24 protein-coding genes are annotated in these 18,441 nt (G+C 51.4%); 22 read left to right on the top strand and 2 right to left on the bottom strand.

Features of this window, described 5'->3' with window-relative positions; genetic code table 11:
- Positions 1 to 114 precede the first annotated feature (114 nt).
- Positions 115 to 636 (top strand): phosphatase PAP2 family protein, encoded by a 522-nt coding sequence (locus NP589_RS02915; protein WP_256605607.1) that lies wholly within the window; start codon positions 115 to 117, stop codon positions 634 to 636.
- Positions 636 to 1,676 (top strand): MJ1255/VC2487 family glycosyltransferase, encoded by a 1,041-nt coding sequence (locus NP589_RS02920; RefSeq protein WP_256605631.1) that lies wholly within the window; start codon positions 636 to 638, stop codon positions 1,674 to 1,676. The genes NP589_RS02915 and NP589_RS02920 overlap by 1 nt, the downstream gene beginning before the upstream one ends.
- Before the next feature lie 6 nt (positions 1,677 to 1,682).
- On the opposite strand, the gene NP589_RS02925 is transcribed toward NP589_RS02920, so the two are convergent.
- Positions 1,683 to 2,714 (bottom strand): efflux RND transporter periplasmic adaptor subunit, encoded by a 1,032-nt coding sequence (locus tag NP589_RS02925; protein WP_256605608.1) that lies wholly within the window; start codon positions 2,712 to 2,714, stop codon positions 1,683 to 1,685.
- A gap of 170 nt (positions 2,715 to 2,884) precedes the next feature.
- On the opposite strand from NP589_RS02925, the gene gcvH reads away from it, so the two are divergent.
- From gcvH to NP589_RS02970, 9 genes are all read left to right on the top strand, one after another.
- On the top strand, positions 2,885 to 3,268 hold the full coding sequence (gene gcvH / locus NP589_RS02930) for a glycine cleavage system protein GcvH (RefSeq protein ID WP_256605609.1): 384 nt from the start codon (positions 2,885 to 2,887) through the stop codon (positions 3,266 to 3,268).
- Positions 3,269 to 3,277: 9 nt separating this feature from the next.
- The gene (locus NP589_RS02935) at positions 3,278 to 3,637 is read left to right on the top strand and encodes a diacylglycerol kinase (RefSeq protein WP_064036744.1); all 360 of its coding nucleotides are present in this window, start codon (positions 3,278 to 3,280) and stop codon (positions 3,635 to 3,637) included.
- A 104-nt stretch (positions 3,638 to 3,741) separates the two neighbouring features.
- A complete protein-coding gene (locus NP589_RS02940; protein ID WP_256605610.1) occupies positions 3,742 to 4,674 on the top strand; it encodes a carbohydrate kinase family protein in 933 nt (310 codons plus the stop codon).
- Positions 4,671 to 5,486 carry a nucleoside triphosphate pyrophosphohydrolase gene (gene mazG, locus NP589_RS02945; RefSeq protein ID WP_256605611.1) on the top strand — a complete coding sequence of 272 codons (816 nt, stop codon included), beginning with the start codon at positions 4,671 to 4,673 and terminating at the stop codon, positions 5,484 to 5,486. The genes NP589_RS02940 and mazG overlap by 4 nt, the downstream gene beginning before the upstream one ends.
- Complete coding sequence (locus NP589_RS02950) at positions 5,479 to 5,943, top strand: hypothetical protein (RefSeq protein WP_256605612.1); 465 nt, start codon at positions 5,479 to 5,481, stop codon at positions 5,941 to 5,943. The genes mazG and NP589_RS02950 overlap by 8 nt, the downstream gene beginning before the upstream one ends.
- A 122-nt stretch (positions 5,944 to 6,065) precedes the next feature.
- The gene (gene msrP, locus NP589_RS02955) at positions 6,066 to 6,995 is read left to right on the top strand and encodes a protein-methionine-sulfoxide reductase catalytic subunit MsrP (RefSeq protein ID WP_256605613.1); all 930 of its coding nucleotides are present in this window, start codon (positions 6,066 to 6,068) and stop codon (positions 6,993 to 6,995) included.
- A 3-nt stretch (positions 6,996 to 6,998) separates the two neighbouring features.
- On the top strand, positions 6,999 to 7,631 hold the full coding sequence (gene msrQ / locus NP589_RS02960) for a protein-methionine-sulfoxide reductase heme-binding subunit MsrQ (protein WP_256605614.1): 633 nt from the start codon (positions 6,999 to 7,001) through the stop codon (positions 7,629 to 7,631).
- A 41-nt stretch (positions 7,632 to 7,672) separates the two neighbouring features.
- Positions 7,673 to 8,188, top strand: coding sequence for a 3'-5' exonuclease family protein (locus NP589_RS02965; RefSeq protein WP_256605615.1), 516 nt, complete (start codon positions 7,673 to 7,675; stop codon positions 8,186 to 8,188).
- A 189-nt stretch (positions 8,189 to 8,377) separates the two neighbouring features.
- The gene (locus tag NP589_RS02970; RefSeq protein WP_197491376.1) at positions 8,378 to 8,707 is read left to right on the top strand and encodes a hypothetical protein; all 330 of its coding nucleotides are present in this window, start codon (positions 8,378 to 8,380) and stop codon (positions 8,705 to 8,707) included.
- A 116-nt stretch (positions 8,708 to 8,823) separates the two neighbouring features.
- Here NP589_RS02970 and NP589_RS02975 read toward each other — a convergent pair whose 3' ends face one another.
- On the bottom strand, positions 8,824 to 9,273 hold the full coding sequence (locus tag NP589_RS02975; protein WP_256605616.1) for a hypothetical protein: 450 nt from the start codon (positions 9,271 to 9,273) through the stop codon (positions 8,824 to 8,826).
- 555 nt (positions 9,274 to 9,828) lie between these two features.
- Between NP589_RS02975 and NP589_RS02980 the strand changes: the two genes are divergently transcribed.
- From NP589_RS02980 to NP589_RS03030, 11 genes are all read left to right on the top strand, one after another.
- A complete protein-coding gene (locus NP589_RS02980) occupies positions 9,829 to 10,920 on the top strand; it encodes a hydrogenase small subunit (protein WP_197491375.1) in 1,092 nt (363 codons plus the stop codon).
- Positions 10,920 to 12,716 (top strand): nickel-dependent hydrogenase large subunit, encoded by a 1,797-nt coding sequence (locus NP589_RS02985; RefSeq protein WP_256605618.1) that lies wholly within the window; start codon positions 10,920 to 10,922, stop codon positions 12,714 to 12,716. The genes NP589_RS02980 and NP589_RS02985 overlap by 1 nt, the downstream gene beginning before the upstream one ends.
- Positions 12,717 to 12,725: 9 nt before the next feature.
- On the top strand, positions 12,726 to 12,941 hold the full coding sequence (locus NP589_RS02990; protein WP_256605619.1) for a hypothetical protein: 216 nt from the start codon (positions 12,726 to 12,728) through the stop codon (positions 12,939 to 12,941).
- Positions 12,938 to 13,633, top strand: a complete 696-nt coding sequence (cybH, locus tag NP589_RS02995) for a Ni/Fe-hydrogenase, b-type cytochrome subunit (RefSeq protein WP_256605620.1) — start codon at positions 12,938 to 12,940, stop codon at positions 13,631 to 13,633. The genes NP589_RS02990 and cybH overlap by 4 nt, the downstream gene beginning before the upstream one ends.
- A 136-nt stretch (positions 13,634 to 13,769) precedes the next feature.
- Positions 13,770 to 14,453: a HyaD/HybD family hydrogenase maturation endopeptidase gene (locus NP589_RS03000; protein WP_256605621.1), complete on the top strand. Its 684-nt coding sequence runs from the start codon at positions 13,770 to 13,772 to the stop codon at positions 14,451 to 14,453.
- Positions 14,453 to 14,749, top strand: a complete 297-nt coding sequence (locus NP589_RS03005; protein WP_256605622.1) for a HypC/HybG/HupF family hydrogenase formation chaperone — start codon at positions 14,453 to 14,455, stop codon at positions 14,747 to 14,749. The genes NP589_RS03000 and NP589_RS03005 overlap by 1 nt, the downstream gene beginning before the upstream one ends.
- Positions 14,746 to 15,168: a thioredoxin domain-containing protein gene (locus NP589_RS03010; RefSeq protein WP_256605623.1), complete on the top strand. Its 423-nt coding sequence runs from the start codon at positions 14,746 to 14,748 to the stop codon at positions 15,166 to 15,168. Before NP589_RS03005 ends, NP589_RS03010 begins: the two co-directional genes overlap by 4 nt.
- Before the next feature lie 225 nt (positions 15,169 to 15,393).
- On the top strand, positions 15,394 to 15,615 hold the full coding sequence (locus NP589_RS03015; RefSeq protein WP_256605624.1) for an addiction module protein: 222 nt from the start codon (positions 15,394 to 15,396) through the stop codon (positions 15,613 to 15,615).
- Between the two features lie 39 nt (positions 15,616 to 15,654).
- Complete coding sequence (locus tag NP589_RS03020; RefSeq protein WP_256605625.1) at positions 15,655 to 15,939, top strand: toxin; 285 nt, start codon at positions 15,655 to 15,657, stop codon at positions 15,937 to 15,939.
- Positions 15,929 to 16,204, top strand: coding sequence for an antitoxin (locus tag NP589_RS03025; protein ID WP_256605626.1), 276 nt, complete (start codon positions 15,929 to 15,931; stop codon positions 16,202 to 16,204). Before NP589_RS03020 ends, NP589_RS03025 begins: the two co-directional genes overlap by 11 nt.
- Positions 16,205 to 16,702: 498 nt before the next feature.
- Positions 16,703 to 18,265, top strand: a complete 1,563-nt coding sequence (locus tag NP589_RS03030; protein WP_256605627.1) for a hypothetical protein — start codon at positions 16,703 to 16,705, stop codon at positions 18,263 to 18,265.
- Positions 18,266 to 18,441: the final 176 nt, after the last annotated feature.

Raw genomic sequence — 18,441 nt, forward strand, 5'->3', positions numbered from 1 at the left:
CAGCTCTAAGCTGGCCTCGTTATCAGGGATAAACGTGAAACGGAAAATCGACGATTTCCAACTGCTGCATGAAGGTCGCGGTCGACGCGTGCGGCAAACAACGAGGAGCAGACCATGAAGCTGATTTACTCTATTCATAAGTACGACGTGACGATGTTTACCTGGCTAAACGGCGTTGCCATTCATGCCTATCTAGTGCGCTTTTGCCGCATGATTTCCCGAACCGCCGACGGTTTTTTGTACGTCATTCTCGCGGCCTGGCTCTATTGGGATCAAGGGATCAACGATGCGTTGTTGCGGGCCATGATCTTGGCGTTTTTGATCGAAAGACCGGTTTATACGCTGCTGAAAAAAGGCTTTAAGCGCAACCGCCCGCAGCAAGCGTTGGCGGATTTTAAGAGCGTAATTACCCCATCGGACCAATTCAGTTTTCCCTCCGGACATACCTCAGCGGCATTCATGGTAGCCACCTTGCTGGGCTATTTCGCGCCGTCGTTGATGCCGGCGCTTTATGTTTGGGCGGCGCTGGTCGGCTTTTCCAGAGTGGTTTTGGGCGTGCATTTTCCCACCGATACGCTGATGGGCGTGGTCTTGGGTGTTAGTACAGCAATTTTTAGTCTCGATTACATTTTATGATGAAAATTTTTTACGGTGTGCAAGGCACGGGCAATGGTCACATTACCCGCGCAAGAGTGATGGCGAAAGAACTGTATGCGGCCGGTTTTGATGTCACCTTCCAATTTACCGGCCGGCCGGCTGACAAATACTTCGATATGGAAGTGTTTAACGGCTATCAAGTCAAAACCGGTTTGACCTTTAATACCCACAACGGCCAAGTCAGTTATGTGAAAACCGCGTTGGATGCCAGCCCCATCCGTTTTGTCAGAGACATCAACAGCCTGGATTTAAGCGCTTACGATTTGGTGATCAGCGATTTCGAGCCGGTCACCGCCTGGGCCGCGAAACGGCAAAAGAAAAAAGTGCTGGGTATTGGTCATCAGTATGCATTTAGACACAAAATTCCCCGCGCCGGCGGCGATCCGATTGCCGAGCAGGTGATGAAGTATTTTGCGCCGGCCGACATCGGCATCGGTTTGCACTGGCATCATTTCGGTCAGCCGATCTTGCCGCCAATCATCGAAACGCCGGCGTTTCCGCAAAATAGCCAAGCCAATAAGATTGTGGTGTATTTGCCCTTCGAAGACCCGCAAGCGGTGGTTAAACTGTTGTGTCCGTTCGAAAACTTCGAATTTCATGTTTATTCGCCGGAACCGGCGGTGTCGAAATATCCGCATATCGTCTGTAAGCAACTGTCCAGAGCAGGCTTTCAGCGCGACTTATATGATTGCGCAGGCATCATCAGCAATGCCGGGTTCGAATTGGCCAGCGAGTCCTTGCAATTGGGCAAGAAGATACTCGTCAAGCCTCTGCACGCGCAAATGGAGCAGATTTCCAACGCCGAGGCTTTAAAGCAATTGGGCTACGGTCACACGATGTTCGATCTGGATGACGCGGTGATCGAGGACTGGCTGCACAATCCGCATGCGGTGCATGTTACCTATCCCAATATCGCTAAAGTTATCGTGCAATGGCTCAAGGATGGCATGCCGGAGATGGACGCGGAATTCACCGAGCGGGTTTGGGAGTCGGTCCAGGTGTTGCCGATAAAATACTAAGCAGGCTTAATCCTTATCTTCGTCGGGTATCAGCCCTTTCAATTGTTGCGATAACAGCGTTTGCGCGCCGGTAGTCACGATTTCCTCGCCAGGCTGCAAACCGCTGGCCACGAAATAGCCTTGGCTAGTGTTGCTGTATTGCCTGAGCGCCCGGCGATTGAAATGCTCCGTATCGGTTTTGATAAACACAAACGCCTGGCCCAAATGCCAGACCAAGGCCGGCTGCGGGACGGTGACGCCAGTATTGGCTTGGCCGCCCTGCGGAATCCAGACGGTGATATGGGTGCCGAACGGCAGGCGGCAGTCTGCGCATTTGAAGAAATAACGCGGGCCTTGCGACACCGGATCGACCTGTGGTGCTGCGGAAATTAACTCGGCGGGCAAAGCGGCCTGACGCTGGCCACGCTCATGAATATGAATAATATTGACGCCCGGATCGAGCCGGCTATTGGCGGGCAGGGTAATTTGCAGTAACTGGGCGCGATGTTCCAGCAATTGCGCGGCGTTTTTATCCTGAGCTTTGGTAAACCAGCTGCTCAAGGTGTCGCCCCAGACTAGGCGGCTATTGGCGGCGATCAGTTGTTGCTGGTAGCTATTGGCGGCCAGATTAGCTTTGTCCGCCTGCCAGATCGCTTGCTGTTCCTGCAGGCGGCGGGTGGAAACGATGTCTTGTTGATGCAGGTCGCGGGTGCGATTCAAGTTTTGCGCCGCCTCGCTGTAGCGGGCTTGTGCGCTGTCTTGCTGGGCGCTGGCGGCCAGGAATTGCTGGCGGATGCCCAGTAGCGGTTCCGGATTGAGCACCGTACCGTAAGCAGCAAATTCGGGCGTTTGCCTAACCGCTACGAGTGTTTGGGTTTGAATGCCGGCCAACTTTTGAGCCGCCCGGTCCAAATGTAATGCATTGGGGTCGGCATTCGGGCTGGTCTGTTTGGTTTGGGCGGTGCTTGAGGGAGGGGCGTCGTCATCGTCCGCCAACGCGGCGGCCGGAATCAGATTAAGAACGCCCAGCCAGCCGGCGAGGAAAAGTGCTGTTCGCATGAATTTTATTGAATGAAGTTTGACGCCTTAATGGCCGGACTTAAGTTAGGTACTCTCCGCATGGCCTAAGATTATAAAGTTTGGGCTGGCGAGGGCTGTAATTTTTTGTTGTGTTAAAAAAATAGCCGGTTATCCTTTTGGATTACTGTTACGGCTTGAGGGAAATGCAAATGAGTGAAACACCTGAAAATTTGAAATATGCCGAGACCCATGAATGGGCCAAGCTGGAAGACGGCAATGTCGTGCGCGTCGGTATCACCGACTTCGCGCAATCCGAATTGGGCGACATAGTGTTTATCGGCTTGCCCGATGTGGGCCGGGTCGTGAAAGCCGGCGAACAACTGGCAGTGGTGGAATCAGTGAAAACCGCTTCCGATCTGTTCAGTCCGGTCAGCGGCATTGTGGCTGAGGTCAACGAAGCAGTGACTGACGAACCGGAGTTGGTTAACGACGGCGCTTATCAAATCTGGCTGTTTTGTATCAAAGCCGATAACCCAGCGGAGCTGGAACAATTAATGGATGCCGATGCTTATCGGACCCTGATCGAGGAGTAGGATTAGCCAATGGCAAATCAAAATGCAAAGGGATTTAAGCGGCTGATCAACGCCTGTTTTTTTTCGGTCGCCGGTTTCAAGGCCACCTGGCAACATGAGGAAGCGTTTCGCCAGGAAGTAGCGCTGTTCGTGGTGACGACGCCGCTGGCAATCTGGTTGGGCCAATCCGCCATCGAAAAAGTCCTGTTAATCGGCAGCGTGGTATTGGTGTTGCTGGTGGAGTTGTTGAATTCCGCGGTGGAAGCGGTAGTGGATAGGGTAGGTTTCGAGCATCACGAACTATCCGGACGCGCCAAGGATATAGGCTCGGCGGCGGTCATGCTGTCCTTGATTTGGGCCGGCGTGACTTGGGCGTTGATACTGTTATAGGCGGGAAAGACGAAGAAGAGCGGTTGATTTTATCGCTTTCGTCTTGTGCCTATTTCCAACATCCGTTACCTTAGGGCCGCTGAAATCGTTAAACAAGGATAATAATGAGTGCATTGATCTGTGGCTCCATGGCCTACGACACCATCATGGTGTTTCACGACAAATTTAAACATCACATCCTCCCAGAGAAAGTACATATGCTTAACGTGTCTTTCCTGGTGCCGGCTCTGCGCCGAGAATACGGTGGCTGTGCCGGTAACATTGCTTATAACTTGAAATTGTTGCAGGAAGAGCCATCAATTATGGCGACGGTCGGTCACGATTTCGAACCTTACGCGCAGTGGTTGAGCCAATGCGGTATTTCCAGCCGTTATATCAAGGTGCTGGACGATCATTACACCGGCCAAGCCTATATCACCACAGACGTGGACGATAACCAAATCACCGCCTTCCATCCGGGAGCGATGAGCTTCTCGCATTTAAACACCGTACCCACTGACTCCGGCATAACCATTGGTATAGTCTCGCCGGACGGTAAACAAGGCATGCAGGAACACGCTCAGCAATTTGTCGAGCAAGGCATTCCGTTTATTTTCGATCCCGGCCAAGGCATGCCGATGTTCGATGGCGATGAGTTGCTGGCGTTTCTGGAACTGGCCAATTACGCTACCTTTAACGACTACGAGTCGGAACTGATGCAGCAACGCACCGGCTTGACGCTGGAGCAAATCGCGGAAAAAGTCGATGCGCTGATCATCACCTTGGGCGGCAACGGTTCCAAAGTGTATACGCGCGGCGAATGCATCGACATTCCGCCAGCCAAGCCCAAACAATTGCTGGACCCCACCGGCTGCGGCGACGCTTATCGTGCCGGTCTGCTGTACGGTTTGATCAACGATTACGATTGGGACGTGATCGGTCGGATTGCTTCGCTGCTAGGCGCGATCAAAATCGAGCATAACGGTACGCAGAACCACACCTTTACGATGGCGGAATTCAAAAAGCGTTATCAGGATACCTTCGGTTCGACATTTTGAGTTTGACTAAAACCCAGGAATTGCTGGCTTTGATGGCCCGCTTGCGCGACCCGGAAGCGGGTTGCGCCTGGGACGTCAAGCAGGATTTCCATAGCCTGATTCCCTATACCATCGAAGAAGCTTACGAGGTGGCTGACGCCATCGAACGGAATGATTTCGACGATTTGCGCGGCGAATTGGGCGACCTGTTGCTACAAGTGGTGTTCCACTCGCGGATTGCCGAAGAGCGCGGCTTGTTCGACTTCGAGCAGGTGGCGGCGGCAATTAGCGAAAAGCTGGTTAGCCGGCATCCGCACGTGTTTGCCGACGTGAAGTTCGACACTGACGAACAGCGCCAGCAAGCCTGGGACGCAGCCAAAGCGCAAGAACGCCGCCTGAAACAGCCGGCGCAACAAACTGAAAGTGTGTTGGCCGGCGTCGCACAAAGTCTGCCGGCTTTGGTGCAGTGCGAAAAAATTCAAAATCGCGCCGCCAGCCATGGTTTCGATTGGCCGGAGGCCGAGCCGGTATTCGACAAAGTGCGCGAAGAATTGCAGGAAGTCCACGAAGCCTGGCAATCCGGGGATCAGCCGCACATCCAGGAAGAAATCGGCGATTTGCTGCTGGTAGTCGTCAATCTGGCCCGGCACCTGAAAGTCAATCCGGAAATCGCCTTGCGCGAGGCCACTAGAAAATTCACCCGCCGGTTTAATTACATCGAAAAGCAAGTGGAAGCGTCCGGACGCGAGTTGCGCGATTGCGAATTGGCGGAACTGGATGGCTTATGGAACGAAGCCAAACGTCACTTAAAGCAATTGCAGACAAATGGCTGATTCGCGCAAGGGTGGCTTCAACCCCTTGAGTTACAAAGCGTGCTGTTTGAGTGTGCTTTTCAGCATTTGGGTATATAGCGCAAGCGCTACGGCCGAATTATTGGGAACAATCTCCGATGAAACCGCGCCGGTTACCAAGTCGCTCGAACCCAAAGCCAGCAAAAACGACGACCGGAAAATCATCTATCGAGTCATTTGCTCGCCTGACGATCAAGACTTGCCCGATTGCGACCGGTCTGCCGTTGATGACGGCAACGAAACCGCCTTATTGCCGATGCCTGATTTGCCGCCGGATAGCGCGGATCTGGCCGAACAATCCGCGCAAACTGATGCTGCGAAAGTTGCTGCGGAGGAAAAACCTCAGAAATCCGTGCATAAAAAAGCAGCCAAGCCCAGTAAGTCCGCAAAAAAGACTGCTGCCAAAAAGCCGGACAGCAAGAAAAAACCGCGTAAATAGGGGCTTAGGTTAAACGTACTTTGTAGGAGCGGGCCATGCCCGCGACCTCTGGCTTAGGCGCAAGCGGAACTGCCGGCCCGGTTTATGGTCGAGTAGGTCTAAACTTTTCAAGAGGCGTCCCCATGAAACTTCCCGGCATCCCCGCAATTCCCGCTTCCGAAATCACGCCACGCGAGCTGTTTTACCAGCGCCGGCATTTTATGCAACTGGCATTGGGCGGCTCTGCTGCGTTGTTGGCGGGAGCTGCGGTTGGCGGGGAAAAACTGGCAAGCAGTCTCTCCGAGGCTTACGGCCTCACCGATAAATTGACGCCTCTGGAAGATGTCAGTCAATACAATAATTTCTACGAATTCGATACCAGCAAGGAAGGGCCGGCCAAAATGGCCGGCCGTCTGAAAACTCGGCCGTGGACGGTCAGTGTGGAAGGCGAAGTCCGGAAACCCAAGCAATTCGCCATAGAGGATTTACTGAAGCTGGCGCCGATGCAGGAACGCATTTATCGCCTGCGGTGCGTGGAAGCTTGGTCGATGGTGATCCCCTGGCTGGGTTATCCGTTAGCGGAACTACTGAAACAAGTGGAGCCAACCAGTGATGCCCGTTTTGTCGAATTCGTCAGCCTGCACGACCCCGAACAACTGCCTGGCCAGCGGCGGGCGGTATTGGAATGGCCATATCGCGAAGGCCTGCGCATCGACGAAGCCATGCATCCCCTGGCTCTGCTGACCTTTGGCTTATACGGCGAAGTATTACCCAATCAAAACGGCGCGCCAATCCGAATAGTGGTGCCCTGGAAATACGGTTTCAAAAGTGCTAAATCGATTGTGAAGATTCGCTTGCTCAAGCAGCAGCCGATGACCAGTTGGATGCAGGCAGGCCCCAGCGAATACGGTTTTTATGCCAACGTCAATCCGGAGGTCGATCATCCCCGTTGGAGCCAGGCCAAGGAGCGCCGCCTGGGAGAGTTTCTAAAACGTCCGACCTTGCCGTTCAACGGCTACGCTGAGCAAGTCGCCGGCTTGTACGCCGGGATGGATTTGACTAAAAACTTTTGAACAGTGAACTGGAAAACTCTCGACGATCAAAACCTTCGCCGTCTAAAAGTGCTGGCGTTTTTGGCGGCTTTGCTACCCTTGGCGCTATTGCTGACGGCGGCCTGGCAAGACAATTTGGGTGCCAACCCCATCGAAAAAATCACCCATAACACCGGCTACTGGACACTGACGTTTTTGCTGATCAGTCTCGGCGTCACGCCGTTGCGGCAACTGAGCGGCGCAAGCTGGTTGGTCCGGCTTAGACGTATGTTGGGATTGTTCGCCTTTTTCTACGCCTGTCTGCACTTTCTGACTTATCTGGTTTTGGATCAGTTTTTCGATTGGTCGGCAATAGCCAAAGACATTCTGAAGCGTCCCTATATCACCGTGGGTTTTGCGGCGTTTGTGTTGTTGATCCCGCTGGCCGTAACCTCCACCAATGCGATGCAGCGCCGACTAGGCGGCAAAAATTGGAAGCGCTTGCACCGTTTGGTCTACCTGATCGCCGGTGCCGGCGTGGTGCATTTTGCCTGGCTGGTAAAAAAAGATTTAAGCCGGCCTTTGCTGTTTGCCGGGATACTGGTTTTGCTACTGGCTTTGCGCTGGTTTTATAGGGTCAAAGCCGCGCGTTTAAGTCGTTCATATTCGGCGGTTTAAGCTAGGCTTATAGCTTTTACGCTTTGCAAAGGGATGCTCAGTTGCAAACAATCAGACCAAATGTAATAGATTTCGAAGCCTCCGGTTTTGGCTTCGACAGTTATCCCATTGAAGTGGGCGTGGTGTTGGGTAACGGGCAAAAATATTGCGCGCTGATCAAGCCTGCCAGTGACTGGACGTATTGGGACGCGCAGGCTGAGCGGGTGCATGGCCTCAGTCGAGAAACCTTAGTCAGTTATGGAAAGCCTATCGCTCTGGTAGTCAGTGAATTGAATGATTTTTTAGCGGGCAAAACTGTGTATAGCGACGGCTGGGTGGTGGATAAACCGTGGTTATCTCGCTTGTTTTTTCGGTGTGGTGTAGAGCCGGGTTTTTATCTCAGTGCGCTGGAAATGATATTGAAAGAGGCGCAAATGGATATCTGGAGCCAAACCAAGCGGCAAGTTATTCAAGATTTGGCCTTGATGCGCCACCGCGCCAGTACCGATGCCTTAATCATTCAGGAAACCTATGCCCGTACCCGGCAATTGATCAGCGGCGGGTTTGCGCCGGCTTGAGGTTGAATTGATTGCCGAAATTCGCCTCTTCGAGTGCAACGAACTTGCCGAAGGTTGATAACTGGCCGTGGCCTTGATAGCCTATGCCGCCGGCCGAAGCTTAGTGAAATATTTGGCCGAAAAGAATTAGAGCCAGGGTTGGCGCCAACCCGATAATTATAATAAACGAGAAAATCGAGAGCTCGCATCATGAAACTGGAAACCCAATTTAGCATTCAGCAACTCAAACGTATCAACGTTCAGGGTATTTTGTATATGTGTTCCTGCCCGTCGCAGGTTGGCGGACAAATCGATAGTTTGCGTAAGTTGTTCGATTACCAAGCCAATTGTTCAGAGCGCAGCGGCAGCGAGGTGCAAACCAGGGTACACCAGCGTATTGCCGATGCTACCCAGAAAGCCCATTTGATCATGGAAGAATGCCTGAAAGATGTGCTGGAGCTGGAGGGCTGGGATCCGGAAACCCTGGAAATGCCGGCCGGCCTGCGGACTTTGCTGGAACAAGAGATAGACAGCGAATAAGCAAGTGCCAGGGCTTCGTTGGCCTAGAGCATGAGCTGGATTGGACTTAATATCCAGCTTAATTCAAGTTTGCCTGTTTGATTTTTCCGTATAGTAAGGGTATTGGGCAGTATTGATCATTGCCCGTATTTCTTTTCCAATTCCCGCGATAGTGCTTCGGCTTCCTCGTCGGACATATTTTCCAATTCTTGCAGGCTTTTACCGGTTACTTGTTTTACCGCCACTGCGCCTTGGCCTTGACTAAACGCACTGCGAGCTTCCTGAGCCAAGCGATTAGCCTCTTCCGTAGTTTGTTTGATCTTGGCGTCGTACAGACGATTCACTTCCGCATCCGATTTGCCCTTGGCTGCCGCACCCAGGTTTTTGCGCTTGCTGTCCAGCATTTCCCGATTGGCTTTGGCGTTGGCCTCGTCGACCATTTTTTGCGCCTCGCGGTTTCTGGCTTGTTCGGCGCGCTGTGCGGCCTCGCGCTGTGCTTGTTCTTGAGCCTCCATTTCCGGATCCCAATCCGCCCAAGCGGTGCTGTTAAATGCAATCAAGAACATGATCGTGATAATGCGGTTCATAAGGGCTCTCCTGGGGATGAGTTGGTGGGTCGGCTTAGCGGATGCTCGCCGATCTCTGTAAGAATTATTCTGAGTCAAATCCGCTCCATAGGCTGAGACGGACCCGATTAGTCAATGTAGCCGTCCCTCCGCAGACCTGTCAACCAAGTATGGGCAGGTTTTCCGGCAACCATTACCCGTTATAGGTTTATGTCGTATTTCCGGCAAACTTTGTGAGGTTTTGTTGAGTTTGTTGTTTTGCAGACAGAAAGGCCGCCGCGTTAAACACTAATAATCCCACGTTTGCAAAGGTTTTAGCATTGCCTGATGGCCGGCATGGATGTTGCTCAGGCTAGGCGGGGCAACGCAGGTAGCAGAAAGTTCTTGGTGTTGTCTCCTAAATAATAACAATCAAATGTTTTCAACCGTTCGCGTTAATTGCGGGCGGCATAGCTGCGGGGGCGGCTTTGAAAACTTGCTGATGAAGATACTGGATAACAACAAGCAGCGCTTAGCATCGCGCCATGTCGTCAAGCCAGTCACTTTGATCAGCCACAAACGACGACTGGAGTGTCCATGATCGAAACCTTTTACGATGTGATGCGTAGGCAAGGCATCACCCGCCGCAGTTTTCTGAAATTTTGCAGCTTGACCGCCGCCTCGCTGGGCCTATCGCCGGCTTTCGCGCCGAAAATTGCCCATGCTATGGAAACCAAACCGCGCATCCCGGTACTTTGGTTGCATGGTTTGGAGTGCACCTGCTGTTCGGAATCCTTCATCCGCTCCGGTCATCCGCTGGCCAAAGACGTGATTTTATCCATGCTGTCGCTGGATTACGACGACACCATCATGGCTGCCGCCGGCCATAACGCCGAAGCCATCGTCACCGAGATCGTCGAAAAATACAAAGGCAATTACATCCTGGCCGTGGAAGGCAATCCGCCATTAGCCGAAGACGGCATGTATTGCATCATTGGCGGCAAACCGTTTGTCGAGCAATTGAAATACGCCGCGGAAAGCTGCAAAGCCATCATCTCCTGGGGTTCTTGCGCTTCTTGGGGTTGCGTACAAGCCGCCAAACCCAATCCAACTCGTGCCACGCCGGTACACAAAGTGCCGGGCTTGGCCGACAAACCGATCATCAAAGTCCCTGGTTGTCCGCCGATTGCCGAAGTAATGACCGCTGTCGTGGCCTACCTGTTGACCTTCGACAAATTGCCGACTCTGGACAAACAAGGCCGGCCGCAAATGTTCTATAGCCAGCGCATCCACGACAAATGCTACAGACGGCCGCATTTCGACGCCGGCCAGTTCGTCGAACAATGGGACGATGAAGCCGCCCGCCAAGGCCATTGCCTGTACAAAATGGGTTGCAAAGGGCCGACTACCTATAACGCCTGCTCCACGGTGAAATGGAACGAAGGGACCTCATTTCCGATTCAATCCGGCCACGGTTGTATCGGTTGCTCCGAAGACGGTTTCTGGGATAAAGGCAGTTTTTACGACCGTCTGACCGGCATCAACCAATTTGGTATCGAAGCCAACGCCGACGTGGTCGGCGGCACAGCCGCGGCAATTGTGGGTGCCGGCGTTGCCGCGCACGCTGGATTAACGGCCTTGAGTCGCGCCAAACAAGCCGGGGATAAACAACCAGGAGCGCAGCAATAATGACAGTCCGAAACACCCCCAACGGTTTTAATTTAAACGACGCCGGCCGCCGCGTGGTGGTCGATCCGGTGACCCGCATCGAAGGTCACATGCGCTGCGAAGTCAATATCGACGACGATAACATCATCCGCAACGCCATCTCCAGCGGCACCATGTGGCGCGGGCTGGAAGTGATATTAAAAGGCCGCGACCCGCGCGACGCCTGGGCCTTCGTGCAGCGCATCTGCGGCGTCTGCACCGGTACCCACGCGCTGACCTCGGTGCGGGCGGTCGAAGATGCCTTGAAAATCAAGATCCCGGAAAACGCCAACTCGATCCGCAACATCATGCAGCTTAGTTTGCAGGCTCACGATCACTTGGTGCATTTCTATCATCTGCATGCTTTGGATTGGGTGAATCCGGTCAATGCCTTGAAGGCCGATCCGGTGGCGACCTCAGCCTTGCAGCAACAGATTTCGCCGAGCAATCCCAAGTCCTCGCCGGGCTATTTCCGCGATACGCAAAACCGCCTGAAAAAATTCGTCGAATCCGGCCAACTTGGCCCATTCAAAAACGGCTATTGGACCAATCCGGCCTATTTGCTCCCGCCGGAAGCTGATTTGCTGGCGGTCACGCATTATCTGGAAGCGCTGGATTTTCAAAAAGACATCATGAAAATTCGCACCATCTTTGGCGGCAAAGATCCGCATCCGAACTGGCTGGTCGGCGGCGTGCCGTGCGCGATCAACCTGGACGGCGTCGGCGCGGTTGGCGCGGTGAACATGGAGCGGTTGAATCTGATTTCTTCGATCATCGACCGCACCATCACCTTTATCGACCAGGTTTACATTCCTGATCTGCTGGCCATCGCCCAATTCTATAAAGGCTGGTTGTACGGCGGCGGCTTGTCCGGTGCTAGCATGCTGTCTTACGGCGATATTCCCGACCAGGCCAACGATTATTCTGCCGCGAATCTGCTGATGCCGCGCGGCGCGATCATCAACGGCGATCTGACCAAAGTCCACGAAGTGGATTTGACCGACCCCGAGCAGATCAAGGAATTCGTGCCGCACTCCTGGTACAAATATCCTGACGAAGCGCTGGGATTGCATCCTTGGGACGGTATCACCGAACCGAACTACAAAATCGGCTCCAAAACCAAGGGCGACCGCACCAATATTCAAGAGCTGGATGAAAGCGCCAAATACTCCTGGATCAAAGCGCCGCGCTGGCGTGGCCATGCGATGGAAGTCGGGCCTCTGGCGCGCTATGTGATCGGTTATGCGCAAGGCAATAAAGAAATTACCGAGCAGATCAATTTTGTGCTGAAAACCCTGGACGTGCCGGTCAGCGCCTTATTCTCCACCTTGGGCAGAACTGCCGCGCGTGGTCTGGAAGCGCAATGGGCCGCCGGTAAGATGCGTTATTTCATGGACAAGCTGATGACAAATCTAAAAGCCGGTGATCTAAGCACAGCCAACGTCGAGCGCTGGGACCCGGAAACCTGGCCCAGCAGCGTCAAAGGCGTGGGTTTTACCGAGGCGCCGCGCGGTGCGCTGGGCCATTGGCTAAAAATCGAAGATACCAAAATCGCCAATTACCAATGCGTAGTGCCAACCACCTGGAACGGCTCGCCGCGCGACGAGCAGGGCAATATCGGTGCTTTCGAAGCCTCGTTGATGAATACCAAAGTCGAGGTGCCAGACGAGCCAGTGGAAATTTTGCGCACGCTGCATAGTTTCGACCCGTGTCTGGCTTGCTCGACTCACGTCATCAGCCCCGACGGTACCGAATTAACCCGCGTCCAAGTCAGATAAGGAATAGCCATGAAAAAATTGTGTTCGATTCTGTTCCTGCTGGCGCTGGCCGGCAACGCCCAAGCGCACAGTCACCCCGGTGTCGACAGCCTGACGCATGCCTTGGAACATCTGTTTTTGATCCAAGGCCTATCCATGCCCTACGCGCTGGGCGCCAGTTTGTTGCTGCTGGTGTTGGCGGTGGCTGCGGTATGGTGGGCTAGCCGGTGGCGGAGACCCTTATGAGCGCGCCGCTGGCTCCGGTTTATGTTTACGAACTGCCGGTCAGACTTTGGCATGGCATCAACGCGTTGGCAATCACAGTACTGGCGATCAGCGGCTATTTGATCGCGTCGCCGCTACCCTCGCCGGTCGGCGAGGCCAGCGAGCATTTTCTGATGGGCTATATCCGCTTCGCGCATTTTGCCGCGGGCTATGTATTGGCGATTGGTTTGCTGGGGCGTTTGTATTGGGCATTTGCCGGTAACGAACATGCGCGGCAAATTTTTCTGCCGCCCTTGCTGCAAGCGCATTTTTGGGACGGCGTGTTACAAGAAGTGCTGTGGTATGCGTTTTTGACCAAGTCACCGCGCCACTACATCGGCCATAACCCGTTGGCAATTTTGGCGATGCATTTTGTGTTGGTGTGGGGCACTTTGTTCATGATCTTCACCGGCTTTGCCTTGTACGGCGAAGGCGAGGGGCAGGGCAGTTGGCAATACACGCTGTTCAGCAGTTGGCTATTGCCTTTGTTTGGGGATAGCCAAACCGTGCACACCTGGCATCATCTGGTAATGTGGTTCATCGTCTGCTTCGTGCTGATTCATATCTACGTCGCGGTGCGCGAGGATAAATTGTCCGGGCAAAGCATGCTGTCCACCATAGTGAACGGGTGGCGCACTTTTAAAGACGACAAGCCGGTCGATGATGCGCATTGAATATGACTAAGCCTCACAAAAACCGTCATTTCGGCAGGGATTGCCGAAATCCAGCCTACAAGGATGTTCCGAAGCTCGCCATCCGTGGCACTGGATACCCGCATCCCGGCGGGTATGACCGCTTTGGTTTTAATGCATGATTGAGCTACCAAAAATCCTGCTACTCGGCATCGGTAACCTGCTGTGGGCCGACGAAGGCTTTGGTGTGCGCGTGGTCGAACATCTGCAAAAACACTACCGTTTCCCGGATAACGTGCAAGTGGTGGACGGCGGGACGCAGGGCGTGTATCTGATCGAGCATGTGCAGGCGGCGGATGTTTTGGTGGTGTTCGATGCGGTCGATTACGGCCTGCCGCCGGCCTCTATCAAGCGGGTAGAAAACGACGAGGTACCCAATTTTCTGGGTGCCAAGAAAATGAGTCTGCATCAAACCGGCTTTCAGGAAGTGTTGGCGCTGGCGCAAATGCTGGGGCAATATCCGCAGCATCTGTTGCTGATCGGTGTGCAGCCGGAAGAACTGGAAGATTACGGCGGCAGTCTGCGGCCAGCCGTTAAAGCGCAGATTCAACCGGTTATCGATATGGCTTTAGCGTATCTACAAGATTTCGGCGTGAGTGCCGAGTGTGTTGACCTGCCCGGCGAGTTAGCCGATCCGATCTTGAACATCCAGCGTTACGAACAAGAACGCCCCTCGCCGGAACAAGCCTGTCGCTTGGGTGACGAGCGCATCGTGTTATCCGCTGCATTCGAAGTAAAACCGCCTTCCGCTTCCGATATGCCCAGCCTGCAAGTCGATGTCGATTATCGGGGTAAGTACTGATGTGCATCGGCATCCCCATGCAAGTCATCGAGCCGCGGGGTGATCTGGCGCTGTGCGAATATCGCGGCCAGACCACCCTGATCGACATGATGCTGGTCGGCGAACAAGTGGCCGGCACCTGGTTGCTGGTGTTTTTGGATGCGGCGCGGGAAGTGATCTCTGCCGAAAGAGCCGCACAAATCGCCGATGCCCTCGAAGCCATGCGCCTGGCGATGCAAGGCGAAACCAACTTCGATCATTTATTCGCAGATCTGGTCGACCGCGAACCCGAATTGCCGGAGTTTTTAAGAACATGAGTACAGCGTTACTGCAACAATTGCAAACCCGCCACGGCCTGCCGCTGCTGGATGCCGACAGTTACGATCTATTCGTACACGGCCATGACACCGTTGTGCTGTTCTTTGCCAACGATCCAGTGATGTTTCCGGAAAGCCATGACGTGGCGGTGATTTTGCCGGAGTTGTTAAAAGCTTTTGCTGGTCGTTTACACGGCGCACTGATCGACAAGTCCATCGAACGTGAATTGCAAGCCCGATTTAGATTTACCAGTTGGCCGTCCCTGGTGTTTTTGCGCGGCGGTGAGTATCTGGGCGTGATTACCGGGATTAAGGATTGGGCGGAATACGGTCAGGAGTTTGCCAGGATTTTGGCCGCCGAGCCGGGGCAGCCACCGGGGTTTGATCTGGGTAAGGTTTGTGGTGTTGGGCATGCTTAGTTTGTTTTGGACGGTGCTTGCTGTCGGCGTTCGCAGGCTTTAAAGAATTTGTCGGTCTAATTCCCTCTCCCTGCGGGAGAGGGCTAGGGTGAGGGGAATCTAAACCTCACTGGCTCTTTAACAATTTGGTGTCGCTATCGCGGCAGAAATGAGGTTGGACGTATACTATTGCCGTCGTGCCTGTAATGGTGTGAATGAGTTTTCTGTTTAATGGGGGGCGCTGATATGAATCTCACACAATTGGATGTCGAAATTTTGGCCTTACCGCTTCAAGACCGGGCGGCTTTGGCGCAACGCCTGCTATTGAGCCTCGAGGAAATGTCCGAATCGGAGTTCGAGCGGTTGTGGGGAGAGGAGTCGGCGCGTCGACTGGCTGACTTTACCTCTGCCTACAACAAAACGATTGAACAAGAAGGCTTGCCTCTGGACGAATGGCGATCTTTTTAACGTTGCTCGTATTTATGTAAATAACTCGATGAGCTAAATATGCGTTTTGACTGGGACGAGTATAAGAACCAACTGCTCAAAAATACTCGTGGCGTCTGTTTCGAGGATGTCTTAGTGGCGATTGGTGAAGAAAGATTGCTTGATGTATTGCCGCATCATAATGTTGACAAATATCCGCATCAGACGATTTTTATCGTTCGTATCAGAGACTACATCTATTACGTGCCCTTCGTGGAAGACAACGAAACGATATTTCTGAAAAATATCATTCCAAGCCGTAAGTATCACAAGCAATATTTTAAAGAGGCTCATCATGGCGACTGAACTATCGGTTGAAGAACAAGAGGTTGTCGATTATGTCGAAGGCGGCGCGGCTGTCAGTGTCGATAACTTGGATGGCGAAAAAAGTCGCTATAGCCAAATCGCTCGCGACCAAATAGGCAAAAAGAAAACGGTCAGCATTCGGTTGTTGGAAAGCGATCTTGAACGGTTGAAGGCGCAGTCGGTTAGGCAGGGCCTGCCATATCAGGTGTTGATTAGTTCGTTGATACATCAATATGCGAATGGGAAGATTAAATTTGATGTTTGATGGACTTTCCGGTTCCCAACCTCCAGGTTGGGAACCGTTGCCTTGGAAGCTCTAGCTTCGAGTTTTGTTGATTAAATGTGTCGCTGTCGCGACGTGTGTTTTGAAGTCGGGTCTCGGCCCGACAGCCGAGATACTTTCTTTTGCGTGGCCAAAAGAAAGTATCCAAAGAAAAGGCCACCCGACATTCCGCCATTTTCCTGCGCGTCTCGCTTTTGGCGAGGGTTTTCGGAAGGGGCTTCCCTGCCCCTCCGAAAACGAGCGGCATCCCTGCCGCTCCCCTGCGGGCTGCTCTCGCCAAAAGCTGCGATGCTCGGGGCGAAATAACGGGAAAAACCCCGTGGCGAGATGAAAGGTTATTAGATGATTTTGAAAGTCTGGTTTGTAATGGTGTTGTAGGATGCTGCCGACGAAAGGAGGCGCATCGTTCGCGACCGATGCTCTTCACTCCTTTCAGCACATCCTACCAGCGTATAAAATATTTTTTGGATATTTATAGAAATGAATTCAATATTTGATGATTATGATAAAAAATTCTATTTGTATATATTTCCAATTGAGAGAATAAAAATAACAACCAAGCATAGCATTGAAAACATGACTATATATCCCGCTGGATACTTGGATGTTGATGAATTATTAAATAATATAGTGTATCTCGATTCTGAAGAAAATGAAAAGATTAATGGCCAATTAAAATACTTTAAAGATAGCACGCTTATAGCGTTTTCTGATTCTGCATTCCATGATTACCCTGGAAGTGTCGCAAGTGATGAGCAGATAATAAGAAGATCATTTCAGAAAGTAGAGTGCGTAATTGACTTTCTAAAGTTCAAATATTGCGATTTTTCAAACCCTAAAAAACTTCCTGGTAGAGTAGGCCAAATTTCAACAGGTGAAACACTACTTTTGATGATTCACATGCCATATACTAGAATCATCAATAAAACAGTGTCTTGCAATGTTTTAACTGTCGGAAATGGCCTAAAAATACAAGAAAATACAATTCTTGAAGGATTCAACTTTTCTAAGGCGGATATTGCAGAAGTTGGACACATTGCAAAACACGCCTTAAAACTTTATTCGGCTGCTTTAGAGGAAAACTCGGATACCAATAAGTTTATTCAAATAATGAGAATTTTTGAATTTATTGCGTTCCCTTCAGAATATAAACGCTTTGAAAAAGTTAAAGAGCAAATACTGTCTCATATTGCAAAAAACAAGACAGATATTCTAAGAATTCGAGAGGAATTTGTAGAATATAGCAGGCTAAGAACTGAAATAATTCACAATGGAAAGGCATTGGAAGAATTTGATTTAGTTCCGAATCCACTGGAACGAGAATATTTGATCGACAAACTACAGAGTTATCTTCGTCGCTGCATTAACGATCTAATAGATTATTACAATAATCCATGGATAGAGATAGATAAATTCAGAGTGCAAAAAAAGAGGCGTGCTGAGAAAAACGAACAACCAAGTGAGGAGGAAGCATGTGCCAAATCTATAGTTGTGGTAGATAGTCACTGGCTAAGTGAACATATAGGTAAATATTCACAGATTTACAGAGAAATCTATCCAGATAAGAGTTTTCAAAAAATAAAGCCAGAACTGATTTGTTATCACATATTAACCAATACAAGAACAATAGAATATAATAGGATTTTTTTATTTTATGTATTCTATTACGAACTTGACGGCACTAATCATTTCGGGCAAGACGTTAAATGCTTCGATAAACAGAATTTACTTAGCGGCAACCTGACTCTTCAATTTCACGTTATGAAAATGCCGAATTTATCGGAAATGATTAAGGGAATTGACAATATTATTAATTATATTTGCCAAGACAAAAATCAAAACATGTTTGACTTTAAAAACATTGTTTTTTGTGGGGATCGAGCTGAATATGCGGACATATTAAAAAATACTGCTTCGAGTAGTAATATAAATATTGTTATTGTAAAAGACTCACACACTTCTGAAATGGGCGTTGACATCCCTTTTTTTCATGTTGGACATCTTACTGGAATTAGTTTGGGGCTAACCAATGATGAATTATAGGGGATAGCCATTCAGGTGAATTACGAACAGCCTATGCCCACCCTTTTTTTTGGATTTTTCCTTTGAGGTCGGGTAGGTTTTTCTCCCGTTATTCCGCCCCGAGCATCGCAGCTTTTGGCGAGATTAGCCCGATAGGGGAGCGGCAGGGATGCCGCTCGTTTTCGGAGGGCCAGGGA

The sequence above is a fragment of the Methylomonas rosea genome (assembly GCF_024505055.1).
In the GTDB taxonomy this organism is placed as follows: domain Bacteria; phylum Pseudomonadota; class Gammaproteobacteria; order Methylococcales; family Methylomonadaceae; genus Methylomonas; species Methylomonas rosea.